Here is a 21931-nt window from a genome sequence, read left to right as displayed (position 1 = left end):
CCTTGTACGAATGTGAACCAGAAAATTCAACACCCAGAGGCTCGCTTAGTTGGGTGTGGTTATCGCTGGTATGTCTAAAGTGAAGTAACCAAAGAGCCTGATAGCAGTGGCGCTAAAGTTACGCAAGTTAACCGTTACCCAGTTTATGTGTTCCTTTGTTACCTGTGGTGATACTGTGTTTGGTTCGCCAATATTGCGTTTGCTGAGCGATATACCACTGAATTATTTCGTGATATAACGACTCTATGTAATCAGCAGGTAACTTATGTTGCAGTGCCCACTGTCGACGTTCTAGCAACATTTCAGCGACTCGGTCAGGGGCTGGAATACTTGCTTGGTTTGGCTTAAAACGCGCTGCGGATAGCACATATTCCATGCGCTCTCCCAACAGTTTAATGATCTCGTGATCAATGGAATCAATACCATCGCGAATATCCTTAAGGCTTTCGCATTCTGACGGGCTTTTCATAGATTTCACAAAATTATCCTTCTTTTCTAACCTTGGCTGTTTCTTAGTATTTCATACATCGCTTTAGCCACATGATGAGTTATAAATTTCACTGACTACCGATAATGAAAACACTTCTAACCGTTTTACCCGTAACTGTGGAGCAAAAGTTTTTAGAAGTAGCTTATCTATGGAGCTCAAGGTGGGTTTCCAGCACATCGCCAATACAATGGAGTAATTCTGATTGACTAGGTTGATTGAGATAAAAGTGCCCTCCGGAGAACATTCTCATAGAAAAGTTACTTGTCGTTTCTTGACGCCAAGCATCAAGTTCTGCTTCTTCAAATTCGCGTTCATCCTCACCACCAAAAGCGTAAATTGGACAACTAAGAGGGGCTTCAGGCGCATAAGTGTAAGTATCGGTTAAAGCAAAATCAGATCGGATTGTTGGCATGAGAAGGGCCATTAGCTGAGCTTCTTGAAGCACAGCTTCAGAAGTTCCCCCTGCATAGTTAGTTCGTAAAGTGTCTATAAATTGTTCATCTGGCAACGTATGAAAATACTCTCTGGGTAGAGGAGACTGAGGTGCACGCCGCCCGGATATCAGTAACGTCAATGGCATCGGATCACCTCGCCTGCGCAATTCTCGTGTCAATTCAAAAGCCAATAGTGCTCCCATGCTATGACCAAAAAAAGCAAAAGGCTTATCTAGATATGTTTGCAATCCAGAAGCCAAAGCCCGCGCCGCAGTTATCGCTTCATCAAAACAGCTTTCACCAATCCGCATCTCCCTTCCAGGCAATCTGATGGGACGCAACTCAATATGCTCAGGAAGTTGCTCAGCCCATCCTCGAAAAGCCAACGTTCCACCACCAGCGGCTGGAAAACAGAACAGCCTCATCTTAGCTTGGGGGTTATCAGTTCCACCGAGCCATAACGACTTCTCTAGACTCATGTTATTCTCCTTACTGTATTTAATTTCTGTTTAAGTAATGTTCGAGGAGTGTCGCAATTTTTTCCGCGCCCATTCGATTATGCATCGTAAAGTGATTTCCGTTCACTTCGTGCAGCTCAACTTGCTTAGCAAGCTCACACCAGTAAACGAATGAATCCTCTTGACCGTCCAGTCGCTCATGCGCTCTGATAAAATGAATTAGATTATTCGTAGTGTTAGGCTGGTAAGTAGACACTGCACTTAGGTTTGCCCGATAAATAGGAGTAAGCTTTGCAATATCCTCTGGGTCCAAAGGACTTGGTGAATGTGCTAACCTCTCAAGGATCAGTGCTCGACGACTTTCTTTATGAGTAGTACGAAGCGCTTGCTGAAATGCCCTATCTAGCTCACCCGCCTCAGCTAAAAGATGCAGTAACACTTCTTCATCTTTAGATATCTGTTGTTGTTCACTTAAACTGGGAAGACCGGTATCTGCCAAAACGATAAGTCCAACTTCGCGGTTAGCAGCTTGTAATTGTTGAGCTATTTCGAAGGCAATAACGCCTCCCATGGACCAACCATATAAATGATACGGGCCACTTGGGTAAAGCTCTATCATTTCTTCAATATATCGAGAGGCCATAGCTTGAATATCATTGAGAGGCTCTGCTTTTCCTTCCAACCCAATGGCTTGTATACCATAGACACTTCGATTAGAACCCAATGCTTGGGCAAGCTCGTTGTAACACAGCACGCCGCCACCAACGGGATGAATAACAAACAGCGGAGGCTTTGAGTCTCCAAGTTGTAGCTGAACTAGCAGGCTCTTTGGCCAGCCTTCACGTGTTCGAATTGCCTTCGCCAAATCTCGTACCGTCGGATACTGAAAAAGCACTCCAAGAGGAACATCGACTTGAATTTCTTTTCTCACCGCAGAAAGTAATCGCATCGATAAAAGTGAATGGCCCCCCAACTCGAAAAAGTTATCGTGCACCCCAACTCGTGATGCGCCGAGCAAGTCAGCAAATATGCGGCAGAGCTTTGCTTCAGTCGTGTTCTCAGGTGCTGTATATTTCCGATTTTCATCTGCAATATCCAGCTTGCTCACTGTTAAAGCGCGCCGATCCGTTTTTCCACTGGGAGTCAATGGAAACTTATCAACAAACACACATCGAGAGGGGATCATCCAATTAGGCAACACACCACACAAATACGCTCGTAGGTCCTCTGCAAGCGCTTGGCTTTCAACAGCATCTTCCTCCAATCGTACCCAAGCAACTAACTGCTTCTGTTCTTCCTCCCCCCACGCATCTACCACCACACCAATTATTTTACAATGTGATAATAAAGCGTCTTCGACTTCAGTACATTCGATGCGAAAACCACGAACTTTTACTTGAGTATCGACTCGGCCTAAATATTCAATTGAGCCATCTGGCATCCACCGACATAAATCACCTGTTCGATAAACAAATTCTTTACTTTGTTTATTCACTGGATCATTGATAAATCGCGCTTCTGTCAGCTCTACGCGGTTTAAATATCCTCTCGCTACACCGGCTCCGCCAACGTATAACTCTCCCGGAATACCAATCGGTAGAGGTTGATAGTACTCATCTAAAATATAAACATAAAGATCCGAAATAGGCACGCCGATATTACTAGAAGCCCCCTCTACATCTCGCGGTTTTAGCACTTTTGCAGTCACATGTACCGTTGTCTCAGTAATACCATACATATTTACTAAGGTTGGGCCTTGTTCACCATGTCTCATATACCAAGGCTTTAGCCTTGCTGGATTGAGCGCTTCGCCACCGAAGATCACCCAACGAAGTGATAACTCTCCATTCACATCTGAGCGAAGCGTCTCCTCGAATTCAATCAACTGGCAAAATGCTGAAGGAGTTTGATTCAAAACCGTGACGCCTGAATTTATCAATAGCTCATAAAATAATTTGGGAGTTCTCGCGGTAGTGTAAGGCACTATTACCAATGAGCCACCGTGAATTAGTGCTCCCCAAATTTCCCATACTGAGAAATCAAAAGCATGAGAGTGGAATAAAGTCCAAACATCACTACTACCAAATTGATAAGTTTGCTCTGTTGCTTTAAAGAGACGCACTACATTACGGTGCTCAACACAGACGCCTTTCGGCGTACCTGTACTCCCTGAGGTATAAATAACATAAGCAAGGTTACTAGGGCCTACAAGCTGCTCAGGATTGCTGCTATTTTCGGCATGGAAAACCTCACTGGACATATTCAACAGCTGAGCTGTGCATTGAGGTATGCGCTCTACCGTTGCTTCATGACAAAGTAGCACCTTAAGTTTCGCATCCATCGCCATGAAGCTGAGTCGATCAGCTGGATATTCAGGGTCTAACGGTACATAAGCCCCTCCAGCTTTTAAGATCGCTAAGATACCAACCACAATATCCATCGATCGCTCAACAAATAAACCAACCAATACATCTGGACCTACCCCGAGGCTTCGTAATTGGTGTGCTATGCCGTTAGCACGCTCATTAAGTTCACCATAGCTAATCGTTTCATTTTTGAAAGTTACCGCTGTGGCATTGGGGTTTGTGGCAACCTGCTGCTCAAATAAAGTATGTATACACAAAAAAGGGGGCTGCGTATCCTTAGTTGGGGCCTCTTCTTTGTTACTCCACAGCGCTAAAACCTGCAGTTGCTCACCTTCAGTTAGCAGAGGCAGTTGAGCAATTGGTGTTTGTGACTCACTGATTGCAGTTTTAAGTAGCGACTCAAAATGTCCCAACATACGCTGGATCCGAGACGCATCAAAAAGAGCTGCGTTGTATCTAAATGTGCCAGATAAGGATTGTCCGGCAACATCAAGCACATCGAGACTTAAATCAAATTGACCTTCTTGCTGAGGTAGATCATAAGGCTGCAGCAATAACCCACCGTGGCTAATTGCACAACTTTTGTTACTTCCATTCGCTGAATATGCCGGGGATAATACGTGCCCCTGCTGTGGTTGTTGTAAGTTAAATTCGACTTGAAATAGTGCAAAGCGATTACTCTCCCTTTGCAATGCTAACCGTTCTATCAATAGTAAAGAAGGGTAGTCTTGGTGTGCTAAAGCATCCAGAGTGGTTTGTTGCATCTGGGTCAAAAACGTTGAAAAACTCTGTGTCTCATCCAGTTTGCCGCGCAAAACGATAAAGTTAAAAAAGCAACCACAAATATCTTTAAATTCTGCAAGACTCCGCCCAGCTGCAGCTGAACCAACCCAGATATCGCGTTGTCCTGTATATCGATAAAGCAGCACTTGAAAACAAGCTAGCAGCGTAACATAGAGTGTAGTTCCCGAGCTAAGTACATACGCTTTTAGCTGCTCAGTTAACTCTTGTGACAGTGAAAAACGAATGGAAGCGCCATTGTTCGCCTGCATAGGGGAACGAGGCCGATCTGTTGGCAAGTCAAGTGGTGGGGGTGGCTCCGCTAACTGTTTTTGCCAGTATGACCATAGTCGCTCACCCTCTCTGCTAGAAAACAATTCATTCTGCCAACTCACATAATCTTGATAACACCAACTCAATGCTGCCAATTCAGGTGTATTTTTTTCTACTATTGAGCTATACACACACAAAAGTTCCGACATCAAATTCCACAGCGACCAACCATCAAAAACAATATGGTGCACTGTTAACAGTAGTACATGCTTGTCCGTCGCTTGAGTAAATAGATGAGCTCGAAGAAGCGGTCCCTGTTCGAGGTCAAATGGGCGTATATATGCAGCTCTTACTCTTTGATATAGCGCTTCTTCGGTATCCTCAGATGCATCTAACTGTTCAAAATAGAGGTCTTGACATGGATGAATAAGCTGTACCGCTTGTCCATCTTGTTCTGAAAAAGTGCTCCTTAGGCAAGCATGTCGCTCCAATAAAGCTTGCAATGCAGATTTCAGTGCCGGTACATTTATTGTCGACGAGAGGCGCCAAGGCATTGCCACATTGTAAGCCGCGCTGGCAGGCTCATTACAATACAGAAACCAAAACGCTCGTTGCCCATAGGATAGCTCAAAAGTATCTTCTCTTGAGCTAGGTTTAAGCTTAGGTAACTGTGGAGGAGAGTTCGTTGATGTAAGCTGAGGTAAGCTTAGCGCTTCGGAAGTCATCTCTGTTAGATAGGTTAACAACTGAGTTTTATTAGCTTGTAACTGCAACTTCAACACCGATGAAAGACCAGCAGCAGAAGTCCGTACTTTGAGCTTGCCATCTTCAACCCAAATACGGCATCCTACTTCTCCAAGCTCAACGAGTAGTGAACGAATTGTCTCAGCAGCACTCATAGCTCAAACTCCTCTTCACCTTCTTTTAATGTTTCGGTGGGTTTGATGTTTAATACTCGCCACGGGTCAATTTCAAGTACTAAATCTAGTATGGTTGTTTGCGCATTCATAAATTTGCTCATCGGTATATCGATTCCAAGTTCCAAACGGATCCGATTTCTCAACTCAATCGTCATTAGAGAATCTAGCGCCATACTGGTAAGGGGCTGCTTCACGTCAATTTGGTCGCGACTAATCCCCAACACAGCGCTGAGTTTATTTCGAATAAAATCAGCAAGAACATTTGGATACTCTTCCTTGCGGGCTTGTTTTAGCTGCTGTTTTATCGAAATGGGATCAACTACAGAAGATGTACTCTTTACTACCTCTGACAAAAAGATAGGCACTTTTGGTAACTGCTCAAAGAACTTGCTCCAATTCACTGGTATAACTCCCACCTGTGCACTGGCTGTTTGCAACAATAGCTGTTCTAAATACAACATACCTTGGTTAGGCTTGATTGCAGTAATCCCTGTTGCGTGTAATCGACCGAGTTCTCGCTCATGCCCATACATTCTCGCAGCCATACCAATACTTGCCCAAGGTCCCCAATTAATAGACAGCGCGGGTAACCCCATTTGCCTACGATAATGAACCAGACAATCCATAAACGCATTGGCACTAGCATAGTTTGCCTGTCCAGCAGATCCCAAAAGAGACACAGTAGAAGAGAAGCACACAAAAAAGTCTAATGCCTTATTCTTTGTCAACGTATGAAGATGCCAACTGCCTGTGACCTTAGGCGCCATAACTCGTTCAAAACGTTCCATATCTTGCTGCGCTATAACACCGTCATCTAATAGACCTGCCGCATGAATCACGCCTTTAAGAGTTGGCATATTGCTATCGATCTCTGCAAATAACTGAGCAACCTGTGTTTCACAGGCAAGATCGGCGTTGATAACCCGAACCTGTGCACCTGCACTTTGCAGCTGTAAAATTATCTCTGTTGCTTTGTTTGTCGGCTGACTTCGACTACTTAACACAATGTGGCGAGCACCGTTATTAACCAACCACTGCGCGACTTCCAACCCTAAGTCACCAAGTCCCCCAGTAATAAGATACGAGACTCCATCACGAACAAGCGCTTGTGTTTCAGCAAGGTTCGGCATAGTTAGTATAATTTTTCCACTATGTCTCCCCTGTTGCATATATCTAAAAGCGCTAATTGACTCGCTGATTGGGAAGGATTTATATGGTATCGGTTTCAGTTCACCCAATTCAAAAAGCCCCATCAGCTTCTTCATCATCTCTTGTACTAAAACAGGTTGCTCTTCACCTAATTGCGCAAGATTAATTAGAAAATACGATAATTCAGGGTTGAACGCTTTCACCTGTTCAGGGCGCCAAGTGTTGACGACAGAGATCTCTAAAAAGCGTCCACCACTTCTCAGTACAGACAAACTTTTAGGAATAAAATCATCCGAAGTTAGTGAATTTAAAACAACATCAATCCCTTCACCACAAGTTAGCTCCATGATTTGATCTGCAAACTCTGTAGTTCGAGAGTTCATGATATTTTTCACCCCCAAAGACTCGAGTTGCCGCCATTTAGCGGGGCTTGCAGTTACAAAAACCTCTGCGCCTACTAACCTAGCAATTTGGATAGCGGCCATTCCAACGCCGCCAGCACCGGCATGGATCAGTACACGCTCACCTGCAGATAAATACGCCAACTCTCGCAACGCATACCAAGCAGTTAAAAACACCACTGGGATAGTTGCCGCCTCTTCAAAGCTTAATCGCTCAGGTTTAATCACAACTTCACTTGCATTAACTACCACTGATTGGCTAAAGCTGTTCGGTGCTGCAGCAATCACAGCATCACCAACACTAAGACCTTCAACATCGTCTCCAATACCGATAATTATCCCCGAACATTCTCCACCAAAGGGAGGATTGCCTGGGTACATATCGAGTGCATTAAGCACATCTCTAAAGTTAAGACCTGCTGCACTAACCTTGATCTCGACTTGTCCTGACTTCGGCATCAAACGTGGCGTTTTCGTCAACTTTAGACTGTCTAAACTCCCTCGACGAGATATACTCATTTGGTAAGGTTCCAAAGGTATATCAAGCGCATCTAGGTTTGCTCCTAAACCATGACTTACTAGTCTAGCGACAAACCTTTTATTGCTATGCAAAGCGATTTGCGCTTCACTATCACCCATTATAAGCTCATCAAACAGCATGTTGATGCATCCGTTCTGATCTAGATCGATACATTTACAGCCCAACTCAGGGTACTCCATCGCAATCACCTTACCTAGACCCCATAATGGCGCTTGCGCAATCGCCATTGTTTCCAAATTACAGGCTGTTTTTACTGCACTTTGTGTTACTAAACATAGTTTGGTTATGAGCCCGAGTTCGGTGATAGCTTTTACAAGCTGTAAAGTGCTCCCACACACCAAAGTTTGCGCTTCAGCAAGAGAACCTTGACACAATTCATCTGCGCTAGAAGCATCCAAGCTCCACAAACTCACGATGCCATCGAGCGAAGCTCCTGACGCTGCAAAGGCACTATTTAAGTAGGATTTCACCTCATTAGGCCTAGATGGGTCGAGATATAGCTTGCCATCCTGCTCAATATCAGAACCGGCATATACCAACACACAACGCTTTCCTTGCCGCTCGAATTTCGCTGCAAGTGCTTGTCCAATACCTTGTCTATCAGCAAGAATTAACCATTGACCATCAGTTAAATCATCCGTCGTAATAGTTTTGTCTAATTGCAGCTTTTGCCACTCAATTTCATAAAAGTCGTCTGCGTGTTTACGAAACTGGCGCACTAGCGTATCTTCAGCAATTCGGCCAATTTCAAACCCCTTAAGTTCAGCAACAGTCTCCCCCTTTAAATCAAATAGGGAAATGTCGGTCACCACTTTATCGTCGCTCAGCTCCACTAGTTGCACAAAGCTCCATAACGTACGAATACTGGACTGATAAACTCGAAAATCTTGAACGCCAACTGGCATAAAAGTTCCAGCAGAAGTAACAGGTATCGCAGTTCCTAAAATTTGTAGACAGGCATCAAACAGTGCGGGATGGAGATAATATTTACTTACCTCGTTAACATCTGTAGCTGTAGGTTCCGGCAATTGAATATGCGCCAAAGCCATTTTGTGCCCCTTATAAAGGCGCTGAATTCCACGAAAGCGTGGACCATAAGATACACCTCGCTCTTCGGCCATGGCGTAATGCTCATCGACACTCATTTCAATGGGACATTGAGATTGTACCTCCGCCAATATGTTAACGGTGGAGGGTAACTCTGACGGAACAGCAACTAATCTCCCTGAGACGTGGGGTGTCCAACTAGCCTCTCCTTTTTGGCTCAGAATCTTGAATTCATATCCTTGATCATCTGCAGACAAGACAACTTGCATTGTCTGGGGGGCTGCCAGCTCTAAAATCAACGTTTGCTCAAATCTGACATCTTGTAACTGAGCCAATATTTTGCCTTTAGCTTCGCTAGTTAGACTTTTTGCAGCTGCAAGTGCCATTTCCAAGTAGCCAGAAGCAGGAAAAATGTTCATATCAAAGAAGCTATGTTCTGTCAGCCAAGCGCTAGACGACAGATCAACTTCTGACTCAAAGTAAATCTTTTCTGCATCAGCTAGTCTTAACCTTTTACCAAGCAGCGGGTGCAGGGTAGGATCTCGTCGCGCCCGCTTTTTAACACTTCTTTTATCTACCCAATAGCGCTCACGCTGAAAAGGATAGCTAGGGAGTGATACTTTATTGTGCTTATAGTCAGCATAGAATGTTTGCCAATCCACCACACCACCTCGCAAGTGCCATTGACCTAAGCTATCCAATAATTGCTGCCAATCTTGTCCTCTGTCACGTAAGCTTGGTAATGGTAGGATCATTTCATTAGAAATACTCTGACCAGCCAAACTTAGCAGTATAGGTTTTGGCCCAATCTCTAAAAATATTTCAATAGCTTGCTGTTGCAGAGTAACTACCCCCGCTGCAAAGCGCACAGGTTGGCGCACCTGCTGAACCCAATACGTTGGCTTTGTCAATTCATCATTTATTAGCTGACCTGTCACATTTGAGCAAACTGGTAAACTAGGCATACGATAGTTTACATTCGCTGCAATTTTCTCAAAGTCGGCGAGCATTGGCTCCATCATGACAGAATGAAATGCATGAGAAACAGCAAGTGATTTAGCTTCAATGTGCTGCTCCTTGAGCTTATCTGATAGCAGCTTTATTGCATCAGCTTCCCCAGAAATAACGACACTTTGCGGGCCATTAATCGCAGCTATCGATATTCTATCTGAATAAGGCGCAATAAGTGTTTGCACTTTCGCTTCATCTAGCGGTAGTGCTAGCATTTCACCTGTTTTACACAAGGTCTGCATCAATCGAGCGCGTGCCGCGATGAGCTTTAGGCCATCTTCCAAGCAAAAAACGTCAGCAATACAGGCTGCCACATATTCTCCAACGCTATGCCCCATTACAGCATCTGGAAAAACGCCCCAAGATTGCCAAAGTTTTGCTAGAGCATACTCTATTGAGAACAGGGCTGGTTGCGTGTAGACCGTTTGATTCAACATATCAGAATCCGCATTGTCTCCATAAAGTAGTTCGAGCAATGGGACGTTCAGAGGCCGCAAAATAGCGTCACACTGTACTAATATTTCGCGAAAAAGTGGCTGGGTTTCAAACAACTGCCGACCCATGCCAATATATTGTGCTCCTTGCCCAGTAAACAAGAATGCAGTTTTCGGTGCCGCTACAGCCGCTTTATCTACCCGGTAATTTTTGTTTTGTAGTCGCACATGCGCCTCTTCAATAGAATCAGCCACTAACGTTAACCTATGTTCAAAATGACAACGACCTTGAGCAGCCGTACAACATACATCAGCTAGGTCTCCATGTGGATTTTCAAGAAACCATTTGTCATAGATACCAATCAAGTCAGCTAAGGCTGGTTTAGTTTTCGCTGAGAGGGTTAGCAGCTGCTGTGGTCGTTGCTCATTCGGTCCTAAGGTTTTACGTAATATATCGGGTGCTTCTTCCAATATGATGTGAGCATTAGTGCCACCAATTCCAAATGAACTCACTCCAGCACGACGTGGTTGCTCGTTGCTTTGCCAGTCACTCAGCTCTGTATTGACGTAAAATGGACTATTATCAAAATCAATATTAGAGTTCGCTTTTTTATAGTGCAGACTTGGGGGAATTTGCCGATTCTTCAACGCAAGGATGGTTTTAATTAACCCCGCAACACCTGCAGCAGCATCCAGATGGCCAAAATTAGATTTCACCGTACCAATAGGACAAAAGCCTTTTTTATCCGTCGACTCTCTAAATACTCGGGTCAATGCTGCGATTTCAATAGGATCGCCAAACGCGGTGGCAGTACCATGAGCTTCAATGTAAGAAATGGACTGCGGCACTACGTTCGCAATGGCCTGTGCTTCTTTAATTACTGCCGCTTGTCCTTCGGCGCTCGGCGCTGTGTATCCAACTTTCTGAGCTCCGTCATTATTGATGGCTGAGCCTTTAATGACCGCATATATGTTGTCACCATCAGCCAGTGCATCGGTCAATGGTTTTAAAACAACGACCCCAGCACCATTTCCAAATAATGTACCTTTTGAATCTGCATCAAAGCTGCGACAGTGACCATCAGGAGAGAAAATCATATCCTCTTGATAGAGGTAACCACTCTTATAAAAATTACGGATGGCTACTCCTCCAGCTATAGCTACATCACACTCCCCATTCAGCAAGTTTTGACAAGCCATATGAATCGCAACTAAAGCACTGGAGCAAGCAGACTGAATGGTTACTGCAGGGCCTCTAAGATCTAGTTTGTACGCTACCCGTGTACTCAAATAATCTTTTTCGTTGCCAGCAAGACCCGCCAAGCCAACTTCTTCAGGGTCTAAATGATAGAAAAAATAGCTATTTAACGCTGCGCCAGCATAAACGCCTACAACCTCCTTTGTGACCTCAGGTATACACCCCGCATCCTCAAGCGCTTCCCAAGCACACTCTAAAAAAATACGTTGCTGCGGATCCATGATCTGCGCTTCCTTTGGCGCAAAGCTAAAGAAGTTTGCATCAAACATATCTACATCGAACGGAGTGGGACTGGCCTTGACATAATTAGGCGCAGCCAGCAATTCGGGGTCAACTCCCGCAGCCAACAGCTCCTGATCTGAAAAGAATGATACTGACTCGACTCCACCGCTAAGATTTTCCCAAAAAGCTTTTATGTTAGATGCTCCCGGAAAACGACACGACATCCCAATAATGGCAATGTCTGACTCATGGTTTGATGACGATTCCATTAGCCCACCTCCCCAGAATCTCCACGATGTTTTTTACGTGTCTGTTTACGACGACTAGTCGAATTGCGCCTATCATGACGCTTACCTGCCTTGCTTTGTAGCGCGCTTTCTACTTTACCTTCATGACTTAAAAACTGTGCGAGCGCATGTATTGATGCATGCTGGAACAATGTGGTTACAGGGATTTCCTCATTAAAAACTTCTCGAAGTTTTGCTTGCATCCGTACAATCAACATTGAGTCGCCACCGGCTTCAAAAAAGTTATCATTGATACCTATATTTTCATGACCTAGAAGTGCAGCCCATATTTCCGCTATAGACTTTTCAGTATCTGTATCTGGTGCGACAAATACCGCTCCTGTCGGTTCCTGTGAGCCTATTTTCGCACGCAATGCTTTACGATCGACCTTACCGTTTTTCGTTAAAGGCAATGCATCTATCAGCTCAATTGAGTTAGGGACCATGTAATCAGGTAAGCGAGTTCGTGCAAACTCTTTTAGTTTATCCACTATAGAAGCTGGTTTTGCAGCTTGACGAGATAGCTTTTGGGTTTGATCCGGGTCAATCTTTCCCCCTAGAAAGGTATACAGGGCGAGATGACGCTCTCCTAATCCAAATAGCGCTTCAACGGACGAAAGATCCTGTTTTCCAATAGGACACAGACCAATTCCATGACGAGTTGAAGACTCCATTAACACTTGCCCAATATGACCGGCTTCTAAAATAGAAAATCGTTCTGAAAAGTGAGCATATAAAGGTTCGATCGCACTAAGATCGCTGATTAAAAATATGGCAAAGGCCGCTTCTGCATAAACATCAGTATTACCAGCAAAAATTTGCTCTCCTATGTCGTTTGTCTTTGCCATCTGCACCAAAGAGTTTTTCATTGGGTGATGGTAATAACCCCCCCCTTCAAGACCCGTGATACGATTTGGCTTTACATACACATAACATTGAACAGGGTAAAGGCTGCCTGCGGAGGGATAAAGGTACTTAGGTAAAGGTGATTCATCTAGTTTCACTGAAGCAAGGTAAGATAACAAGTGACCTAAGCTTTGCAGTTCGAATGGCTCTTGACGAAACTGTCGATAACTTTGACGCGCAAGCCAAGCTGAACTATCAAGTTCCGGCGCAGTAATAGATATTTCTAACGCGTCGTCTTCTATACGTCGAATCCCAGGTTGCGTTAGTTTAAATTCAAGCCCCATCGACTGATCTAGAATAACCTCCTCTTTATGTAAAGATTCATTAACCCCGTTCGACTTGCATATATTATCGGGTACAACAAATGCTGCTAGAGATTGAAGTTGACGATCGTCGCCAACCGCCGTTACAACGGCATCGCGAACACCGGGGTATTCAGAAAGTACTGACTCTATCTCGTTAAGTTCAATACGGTGACCTCGGATCTTCACTTGGAAGTCTGAGCGCCCCATAATCTCCAAGTTGCCATCAGGAAGATAGCGCGCTAAGTCACCGCTTTTATATAGAAGTTCACCGGTTTTTGGATGAGTGATAAAAGACGCTTTCGTTTTTTGTTCATCCCCCCAATACCCTTTACCTAGACCATGACCTGCAACGTAAAGCTCTCCAGTGACCCAAACAGGGCAAGGTTCAAAGTTATCACTAAGAACGTGTAAGGATTGATTTGCGAGTGGTTTACCGTACGGAATACTCGTCCAACGAGGATCAACGTCTTCAATCACATAATAATTGTTCCAAATAGAGGTTTCTGTTGGCCCGCCAAGTCCGACTATCGTCATCTGCGGCCAAAATTCTCTAATGCGTTTAGGCAATTCAATCGGGATCCAATCGCCACTCATCATCACCAGGCGCATACTTGATGTATCAGTCTTGCCACTTGATGCTAGATAATCCACCAACATTTGCTGAAGGGTTGGTACTGAATTCCACAGAGTAACCTTGTGCGCCGTTATCATATCTTGCCAATGAGCAGGATCTCGTACCTTATCATGATCGGGAAGCACTAATGCGCCACCCGCTGCCAACATGCCAAACACATCGTATACAGAGAGATCAAAATTAAGTGCTGACAGACAGATTGCTCTATCTTTGTCTGACACACCGAATTTACGATTAACATCCAAAATAGTATTCACAGGCCCTCGATGGGGTAGCATGGTGCCTTTAGGCGTACCGGTAGAGCCAGATGTATACAATACATAAGCGAGATCTTCAGGACTAGTTAGCACTTCAGCTACCACCGCTTTTTCTCTCGCTAAGCGGTCATCGGTTATACATAATCGTTCAATATCGCTTGGCCATTCTAGGCTATCAAATTTTTCTTGTGTCAACGCGAGGCGCACACTCCCATCAGCCAAAATCGAGCGCCTACGAGAAGTGGGTTGATGAACATCCACAGGAAGGTAAGCAGCTCCCGACATCAATATGCCAAGCACAGCAACAATTTGCTCCCAACCTTTTTCCATCACCACCGCAACTAAAGTATTCGGTGCTGCTCCATGACGCTGCAACCAATGAGCAGTCCGTTCTGCGAGCGCCAATAGTTGGCCATAGGTTATGGTCCGCAGGGAAGAGATCACCGCGGGTGCAGCAGGGTTTTCAAGTGCGCTGGCCAAAAACAGCTCGTGTAGTAGTGTTGTCGTAACGACTTCTTTTGTGTCGTTTACTAATGCTCGCTGTGTAAGTTGACTGGCTAGTAGCTCTTCTTGGAAAGAGATACGTTGCCATGCGCTTTCATCGGAGGCTAACAACTTCAACATATCAAGATAGGCGTCAAACATGTTATCGAGTAGCCCTTTAGGAAACCGCTCTTCAACACAATCCCAACTTACAATCAGTTCGCCCTTTATTTCCGCTAACTGGTGGTCCAATAAAACTTGGGGCGTTTGGGTTATGCCATATACAGACTCGCCAAGCCATCCTTTTGGAGACATATCTCCTGCAAAACTCTCTTGTTCGGAACCAGACCATAATGTACTTGTAAACACTATCGGCATTGTGACATACGCCCCTTTACGCCGCCTGGTCATCTCACGTAACACGCCAACCGCACTGATTGCATTATGACTTAGGTCTTCCCACAGTTGTCTTTGAATACGGATCGCTCGACGCTCAAATGATTCAACACTGGTATTGTTAATTTCCAACAACATCGGAGCAGTAAAATCTCCAACAATATCATTTACCTGTGGGTGTAGGCGGTCAAATTGCGTTACGTTAAGTATGAAATGGGAACTTTTACTCCACATACTTAAGATCTCAGCAAACACTGCCGTAAGAATACTAGAAGGTGTTAACCCTAGTTTTGTTCCTCGCTCTTTAAGTTTGCGCCACAGTTCGGCTGAAAGAGTATCGTGTCTGCGACTAAATCGAACAGGTGTATTTTCAGCGGAGGCGGGCACTAACGGTAGCTCCGCAGCTGGAGGTAGTTTGTCTATACGATTGAACCAATAATCGCGCGACTTTTGGTAATATATCGTGTCTTGGAGATTACCTGAGGCCAATACATAATCTCTGAAACTCAGTGGTAGCGGAGGGAGTGCAATTTGCGGCTCATTCATCAATTGATAAAGCTCTTTATATAATAAGAAACCGCTATAGCCATCTACCACCAACATATCAATACTAACGAACAGCCTGATAAGCTGTGGTCCGGTACGAACTGCTTTAATGTCGAAAATAGGCCAGGTGTAAGCATCAATTACCTGATGAGACATCTCCTCACGAAGCGCGATGAGCTGTGACGTAACTTCCTCTTCTGATTGTTCGCTCAAGTCTGTAATTGCAATAGAGTAAGGTGGAACTTCCTCTGGAGGAAGCACGCGCTGTTGCCCATCGGGTAACATCACAACGCGTAACATGTCATGGCGATCAATTAACTTTCTACAGACCTCGTTAAACGCACTAAACTGTTGATCATCATAAGGGCAATCTATCTCATGGTACCAATGACAGGCAAAACCGCCAAAATCAAAGCTACTTTCACGACCTAACATATAAGCTTGTTGGATTTCAGTCAGTGGAAACGGTAAAAAGCGTCCATCCGGATCGGACTTAACCTCTGGCAACGCCTCACTGATGTAAGCAAATTGCTCTTCTTTAACATGCTTTTGGTGCTTATTGAGCTCAACTTCGGCACGTAGCTTCTGTTGTAAGAGTGCTCGCTTTTGTTCGGTGGTGAGCGCTTTGTTGTTTTCTTGAGTATTATTCATCTGTTCAACCTATTTTCCATCTAGCCGAAGTATTCATCAAAAAGAGAGTCAATTTCTTCACCGCTCAACGCTTTGGAGTCCAATTGGTTTAACAACTCCTCCTTGTCGTCTGTTGGAGTTTTCCGCAATACGGTCCCAATTTGTTCTGCTAACTCCATCACGCTGATGTCTTTCATGATATTACTCATCGGAATATCAATATTGAGCTCTGTGCGGATCCGGTTTCTAAACTCCACTGCGCGAAGAGAGTCTAATCCCAAAGCAGTTAAGTATTTCTGCACACTTACTTGTGCAGTTTCCATCCGCAACACCTCAGCAAGGCTGCTTTGAATGAAATCAACTAACATCTCTTTATGCTCTTTTTGTGAAGCTTGCTGCAACAGCTGAATCATTGAATTCAAAGGCTCATCCTTCGATTCTCTGCGCGTCAGCTCAGATAAGAAAGGCGGGACTTGCACCGGGTAAAAGGTCTGTAGATACTTCACTGGATCACCAGGCAATACTCCTTTACATGACACATTTGGTTGCCCTATTAACGCATCTAAAATTGCTAAGCCTGAATCAACACCGAGAATAAACTCCTCTTCCGGGCTGCTCGTATCACCCGCTCTAGCTAGGTTAGCTATATTTTTGGACATTCCACCTTCAGACCACACTCCCCAGTTAATACTAAGAGCAGGAAGCCCTATTTGAGCGCGATGCTGAACTAGCGCATCCAAAAAGGTGTTAGCTGTCACGTAGCTACCCATTCCCAGACCTCCTAATAGTGAAGACAAGGATGAAAAACAAACAAAGAAATCCAATTCCATTTGTTGAGAAAGCGTATGTAAGTTCCAGCTACCCTCTACTTTTGCCCTCATTGCTCGACTAAAACGCAACCAGTTTTGATCTGATAAATTGCTTTGATCCATTACACCAGCTGCGTGAATAATGCCTTTGAGTGGGACTTTTCGCTGAGTAATTTGATCGAACAAAGCGTTAACTTGTGCTTGATTGGCGATATCAATACTACTTACTAGTATCTCAGCACCTTCAGATTGCAACTGCTTGATAGTTGCCTTTGCGGCATCTGAGGGAGCGCTACGACCAGCCAGAACCAAATTACGCGCACCTTTTCTAACCATCCAACTAGCAAGCTGCAACCCTAACCCACCAAGCCCGCCTGTAATGAGGTAACATCCATGCGGATCCAACGCAGCACCTGAACGCACCTCTAGCGCCTTAGCCGGTAAAACTCTAGCCACATATCGCTGTCCATTAGCATATGCCACTTGATCTTCGCTATCACTTGAAGTGAGCTCAGATAACAGTTCTGTCACTGTAGGTTTATCAAGCATCCCTCCCCACAGTTCTGGATGCTCTTGCGCTATCACTTTGCCCAATCCCCATAGGGTAGATTGAGTAATATTGAGGGGATGCTTCTTGGACTCTACTTGCACCCCATCATGAGTAACTAACCAAAGTTTGGCTGATTGTTTTAGCTTGATTTGTGCCTGAACTAGATGTAGAACACTGCCACAACTATGGGACTGAGCTTGAGTCAGCAATTCAGTTGTCAGCTTAGCTGTATCTGGATTATCTAAACCCCAAAGATACACAACCCCCTTAAGTTCTGGATCTGAACCCGATACGTTAGCGAATAGCGAATGAAAATCTTGTGGTATAGCAGGGTCTAAATGGTAAACAGTGCTACCTTTAGCGGTTGGAAGAGTGTGCTCGCAAAGTGCACTTTTAGCATAAACTTGTATACAAGCATCACCCATTTTTTCTAATTGCTGAGCCAATTCTTGGCCATAACCACCAGTATCAGAAAAAATCAACCAGCGCCCTTTTGCAGTAATTACATGCTCATCAGTAACACTTATCTCACTCGGTAGCCAATTCGTTTCGTACAGACTATCTGGCAACAAATGTTGCTCAACACAGCCTTTTAATAATTCGGTATAAGTCTTCAACTTGCTTAACCCGACTTCGTTTAAACGCTTTAGTTCAGCACTGCTTAGCTGCGTGTCCTTCTCGGCACTAAGTAATACAAAGCTCGCTAGTTCACGACGTAGAAGCCCCCCCAGCTGGTTATGTGAACGAATACCGGCACGTGCTTCATCGGTTAAATCAAATGTCGCCAGATTGACTTCAAAATTCGGGTCTTCTAGGAAGTTTGCGATTTCATGACTAGCATCTATGCAATCAATCACCTTCAATTGGTTTTTCGTAAGTTGTTCCACCCATTCATCTTTGGTAATCAAAAATGACGATGTTTCCACGTGATCAATGTCAAACAGGGTATTAGAAATAATATCAGCCAAGACCAGTTTGCCACCTGGATTGAGGTGACTGCCGATATTTGCAAAGAGTGCCGTTTTATTTTTGATATGTAGTGCCACTTCAAACCCAAAGATCAAATCGAACTGATCTGGGAACTCCTCTATAGCACTATCACGATTGAACACTGCTACTCGACCCTCAAGGCCAAATTTAGATATTTTTTTATTTGCAGCCTCAAGTTGCTCGCCCGAAATGCTGTAACCGCTAAGCTGAAGATGCGGGTATTTTCTTGCTAACACACAAATATCCGTTCCGAAGCCACATCCAAAGTCCATCACCTTTTCACAAGCATCAAAATCTACTTTTCTAAATAAGACTTCTCGCATCGATTTCTGAGCAGTCAGTACCAGTCGGGAGTGCTCCGGATACTTTTGAGCATCAGAAAATGCCAAGACCCAAGAAAAGCCTGGCACCACCTCAAAGAATGGTCCAAAGTTCAAAAAACGGCCTTCTTCAAGGTGATAGTCTTGGGTCTCCAAATTTGCAGTTGAGTCGTAATATTTGGTAACCGTGCGGCTTCTTTTATCTTGCTCAACAAATACCTGAAGTAGCTTTAAACGCTCATATGGGTCCATCGCTTTTACTTTGTCATCGACAAGACTGTTCAGTCGTTTGAACTGTTCGAAGTGCTCAAGCTCATCTTGGAATAAGAATTCAAGAAGTGGGTGCGTTTTTGCTGTTTGTGTTAAAGATGCTGTTTTATCGGCTTCAATCCAATAACGCTGACGCTGGAAAGGATAATATGGTAACGGTACTTTGTTTCGTTGATAGCCTTCGTCAAACGCTTGCCAATTTACATCACCACCACATCGGTGCCACCGCCCTAAACTATCCAGCAACTGTAACCAGTCGTCTTCGCCTTCTCGCAAACTTGGTAATTGAATCACGTCTGTATCAGGTGGCAAACAGTTCGCCGCCATGCCTAACAGCACAGGTTTAGGTCCAATTTCTAAGAAAGCTTTGATACCTTGCTCTTGCAACGCTTTGACACCAGATGCAAACTGCACGGGTTGACGCACTTGTTCGACCCAATAAGTGGCTGTGGCGAATTGTTCGTTGAGAGTAGTCCCAGTAACATTTGAGCATATCGGTATATGAGGCGCTGAATAATTAATACTTGCTGCAATTTTCTCAAACTCAGCGAGCATAGGCTCCATCATCACCGAATGAAAAGCATGAGATACCACCAATGGTTTAGCGCTTATCTTGTGAATCACTAAACTGGCGGAAATCTTCTGTATAGACTCAATATCACCTGAAATCACCACACTGTCAGGGCCATTGACTGCCGCAATTGACACGCTTTCCTTAAATTCTGCTATCAGCTCCAGCGCCTTGGTCTCTCCGACAGGCAATGCCAGCATTTCTCCTTGCTTACATCGGGTTTGCATTAAACGACCGCGCGCTGTGATAAGCGTTAAAGCGTCTTTTAAATTAAACACACCAGCAACACATGCCGCTACATACTCACCTACACTATGACCCATTACCGCATCTGGCTGTACGCCCCAAGATTGCCAAAGCTGTGCCAAGGCATACTCCAATGAAAATAGTACTGGTTGCGTATAAATAGTTTGATTTAGTAGCTCAGGATCTGCATCTTCAGCATACAGAAAATCAATCAATGGAATGTCAAGTGGTCTCAGAATGTCATCGCAATGTTCTAGTGTGTCTTTGAATAGCGGCTGTGTCTCAAATAGTTGTTGACCCATTTTTAAATACTGAGCGCCCTGACCTGTAAATAAAAAGGCCAATTTAGGAGACTCTTCAGCAGCGCTTCCGACATGATAGTTTTTATCTGTTAGTCGCTGTAGCGCCTCTTTAGTACTTTCTGCGACCAAAGTTAGGCGATACTCAAAATGGCTACGCTGATTTGCGGCTGAAAAACATATATCAGAAAAAGCTGTGTCAGGATGGGAACTGAGATAATCAACATAGTTAACGACTTGTTGTTGAAGAGCGATTTCACTTTTCCCAGACAATGTTAATAATTGCAATGGACGAGCTTCTTCTCTCACTACCTCCTGTCGCTCTAGAACAGGCGCCTCTTCCAAGATGACGTGTGCATTCGTGCCACCGATCCCGAAAGAGCTAACCCCAGCTCGGCGTGGACCATCACCTTCCAGCCAATCAATAAGTTCGCTATTCACATAAAAAGGACTGTTATCAAAATCAATATTAGGGTTTGGTGTCTTAAAATGAAGGCTTGGTGGTAGCTGTTTATTTTTTAGGGAAAGTACGGTTTTAATAAGGCCGGCAATCCCTGCTGCCGCACCAATATGTCCAATATTGCTTTTCACGGTACCAATAGGCAATTTATTCCCAGTACGCGCTTCAAAAGCTTGGCTCAACCCTTCTATTTCGATAGGATCACCAAGTCGCGTACCTGTGCCATGAGCTTCCACATAGGAAATGCTACTCGGCTCAACGTTGGCCACCGCTAAGGCATCTGAAATCACATTGGCTTGCCCTTCCACACTCGGCGCCATGTAACCCACTTTCATGCCACCATCGTTATTTACAGCAGATCCTTTAATAACAGCGTGGATAATGTCACCATCAGCGATAGCATCCTCTAAACGCTTGAGGATCACTACCCCAACCCCATTGGTAAATACCGTGCCTGTTGACTCAGCATCAAAGGCACGACAATGACCATCATCAGACACATGCATATCGTCGTAATACACGTAACCTTTTTTTTGTGGCAGAACAAGCCCTGCACCTCCAGCTAAAGCCATATCACACTCTCCATTAAGGAGGTTTTGACATGCCACATGCACTCCCACCAAAGCACTTGAGCAAGCAGTCGCGATCCCCATACTCGGACCTGTGAGGTCAAGCTCATACGACACTCGTGTTGCTACATAATCAGCATCATTACCAATTAGTTTTGGGAAAAATTCGAAAACATCCTGAGATTTATCCGCTGTTTGCAAATTATCTATAATGTAGGAGCTTAAGTTAGCGCTAGCATACACACCAATAGCATATTGATGTGTTTTAGCGGTGTAACCTGAATCTTCGAGCGCCTCCCAAGCACACTCAAGAAAAAGTCGCTGTTGTGGGTCGGTGATCTCTGCTTCTCGTGGTGTAAATCCAAAAAACGCAGCATCGAACATATCAACATCTGGCAATACTCCTCCAGCCTTAACATAGTTTGGCTGCTCAAGTGTCGTCTGCTCTATGCCTGCGTCGAGTAGCTCTTCATCTGAAAAAGTCGTGATTGATTCGACTCCGTTTTTGAGATTCTGCCAAAATGTCTCTATATTCTTTGCACCGGGAAAGCGGCAAGACATACCAATAATGGCTATGTCCGAATCACTTATATTTGGTAAATTCATCATCGTATTTTCC

The 21931-nt window shown here is 44.4% G+C and carries 6 protein-coding genes; all 6 read right to left on the bottom strand.

The window, feature by feature from the left end; translation table 11 throughout:
* Window positions 1-127 precede the first annotated feature (127 nt).
* The gene (locus tag NDQ71_RS22275) at window positions 128-469 is read right to left on the bottom strand and encodes an isochorismate lyase (protein ID WP_192540238.1); all 342 of its coding nucleotides are present in this window, start codon (window positions 467-469) and stop codon (window positions 128-130) included.
* Between the two features lie 163 nt (window positions 470-632).
* Window positions 633-1403, bottom strand: coding sequence for a thioesterase II family protein (locus NDQ71_RS22270; RefSeq protein ID WP_192540196.1), 771 nt, complete (start codon window positions 1401-1403; stop codon window positions 633-635).
* A gap of 19 nt (window positions 1404-1422) precedes the next feature.
* Window positions 1423-5700, bottom strand: a complete 4278-nt coding sequence (locus NDQ71_RS22265; RefSeq protein ID WP_192540195.1) for a non-ribosomal peptide synthetase — start codon at window positions 5698-5700, stop codon at window positions 1423-1425.
* A complete protein-coding gene (locus NDQ71_RS22260; RefSeq protein WP_225736423.1) occupies window positions 5697-12053 on the bottom strand; it encodes a type I polyketide synthase in 6357 nt (2118 codons plus the stop codon). The genes NDQ71_RS22265 and NDQ71_RS22260 overlap by 4 nt, the downstream gene beginning before the upstream one ends.
* Window positions 12053-16249 (bottom strand): non-ribosomal peptide synthetase, encoded by a 4197-nt coding sequence (locus NDQ71_RS22255; RefSeq protein WP_192540193.1) that lies wholly within the window; start codon window positions 16247-16249, stop codon window positions 12053-12055. The genes NDQ71_RS22260 and NDQ71_RS22255 overlap by 1 nt, the downstream gene beginning before the upstream one ends.
* 20 nt (window positions 16250-16269) lie before the next feature.
* Window positions 16270-21921, bottom strand: coding sequence for a type I polyketide synthase (locus NDQ71_RS22250; RefSeq protein WP_301562770.1), 5652 nt, complete (start codon window positions 21919-21921; stop codon window positions 16270-16272).
* Window positions 21922-21931: the final 10 nt, after the last annotated feature.

It is taken from the genome of Pseudoalteromonas sp. KG3 (assembly GCF_030436385.1).
GTDB classification, from domain to species: Bacteria; Pseudomonadota; Gammaproteobacteria; order Enterobacterales; family Alteromonadaceae; genus Pseudoalteromonas; species Pseudoalteromonas prydzensis.
This window is presented reverse-complemented; position numbering and strand designations above follow the sequence as displayed.

Excerpts from the sequence above, each read along its gene's own strand:
- NDQ71_RS22265 (WP_192540195.1), bottom strand. The coding sequence starts at position 5,700 with ATGAGTGCTGCTGAGACAATTCGTTCACTACTCGTTGAGCTTGGAGAA.
- NDQ71_RS22275 (WP_192540238.1), bottom strand. The coding sequence starts at position 469 with ATGAAAAGCCCGTCAGAATGCGAAAGCCTTAAGGATATTCGCGATGGT.
- NDQ71_RS22255 (WP_192540193.1), bottom strand. The coding sequence starts at position 16,249 with ATGAATAATACTCAAGAAAACAACAAAGCGCTCACCACCGAACAAAAG.
- NDQ71_RS22250 (WP_301562770.1), bottom strand. The coding sequence starts at position 21,921 with ATGATGAATTTACCAAATATAAGTGATTCGGACATAGCCATTATTGGT.
- NDQ71_RS22260 (WP_225736423.1), bottom strand. The coding sequence starts at position 12,053 with ATGGAATCGTCATCAAACCATGAGTCAGACATTGCCATTATTGGGATG.
- NDQ71_RS22270 (WP_192540196.1), bottom strand. The coding sequence starts at position 1,403 with ATGAGTCTAGAGAAGTCGTTATGGCTCGGTGGAACTGATAACCCCCAA.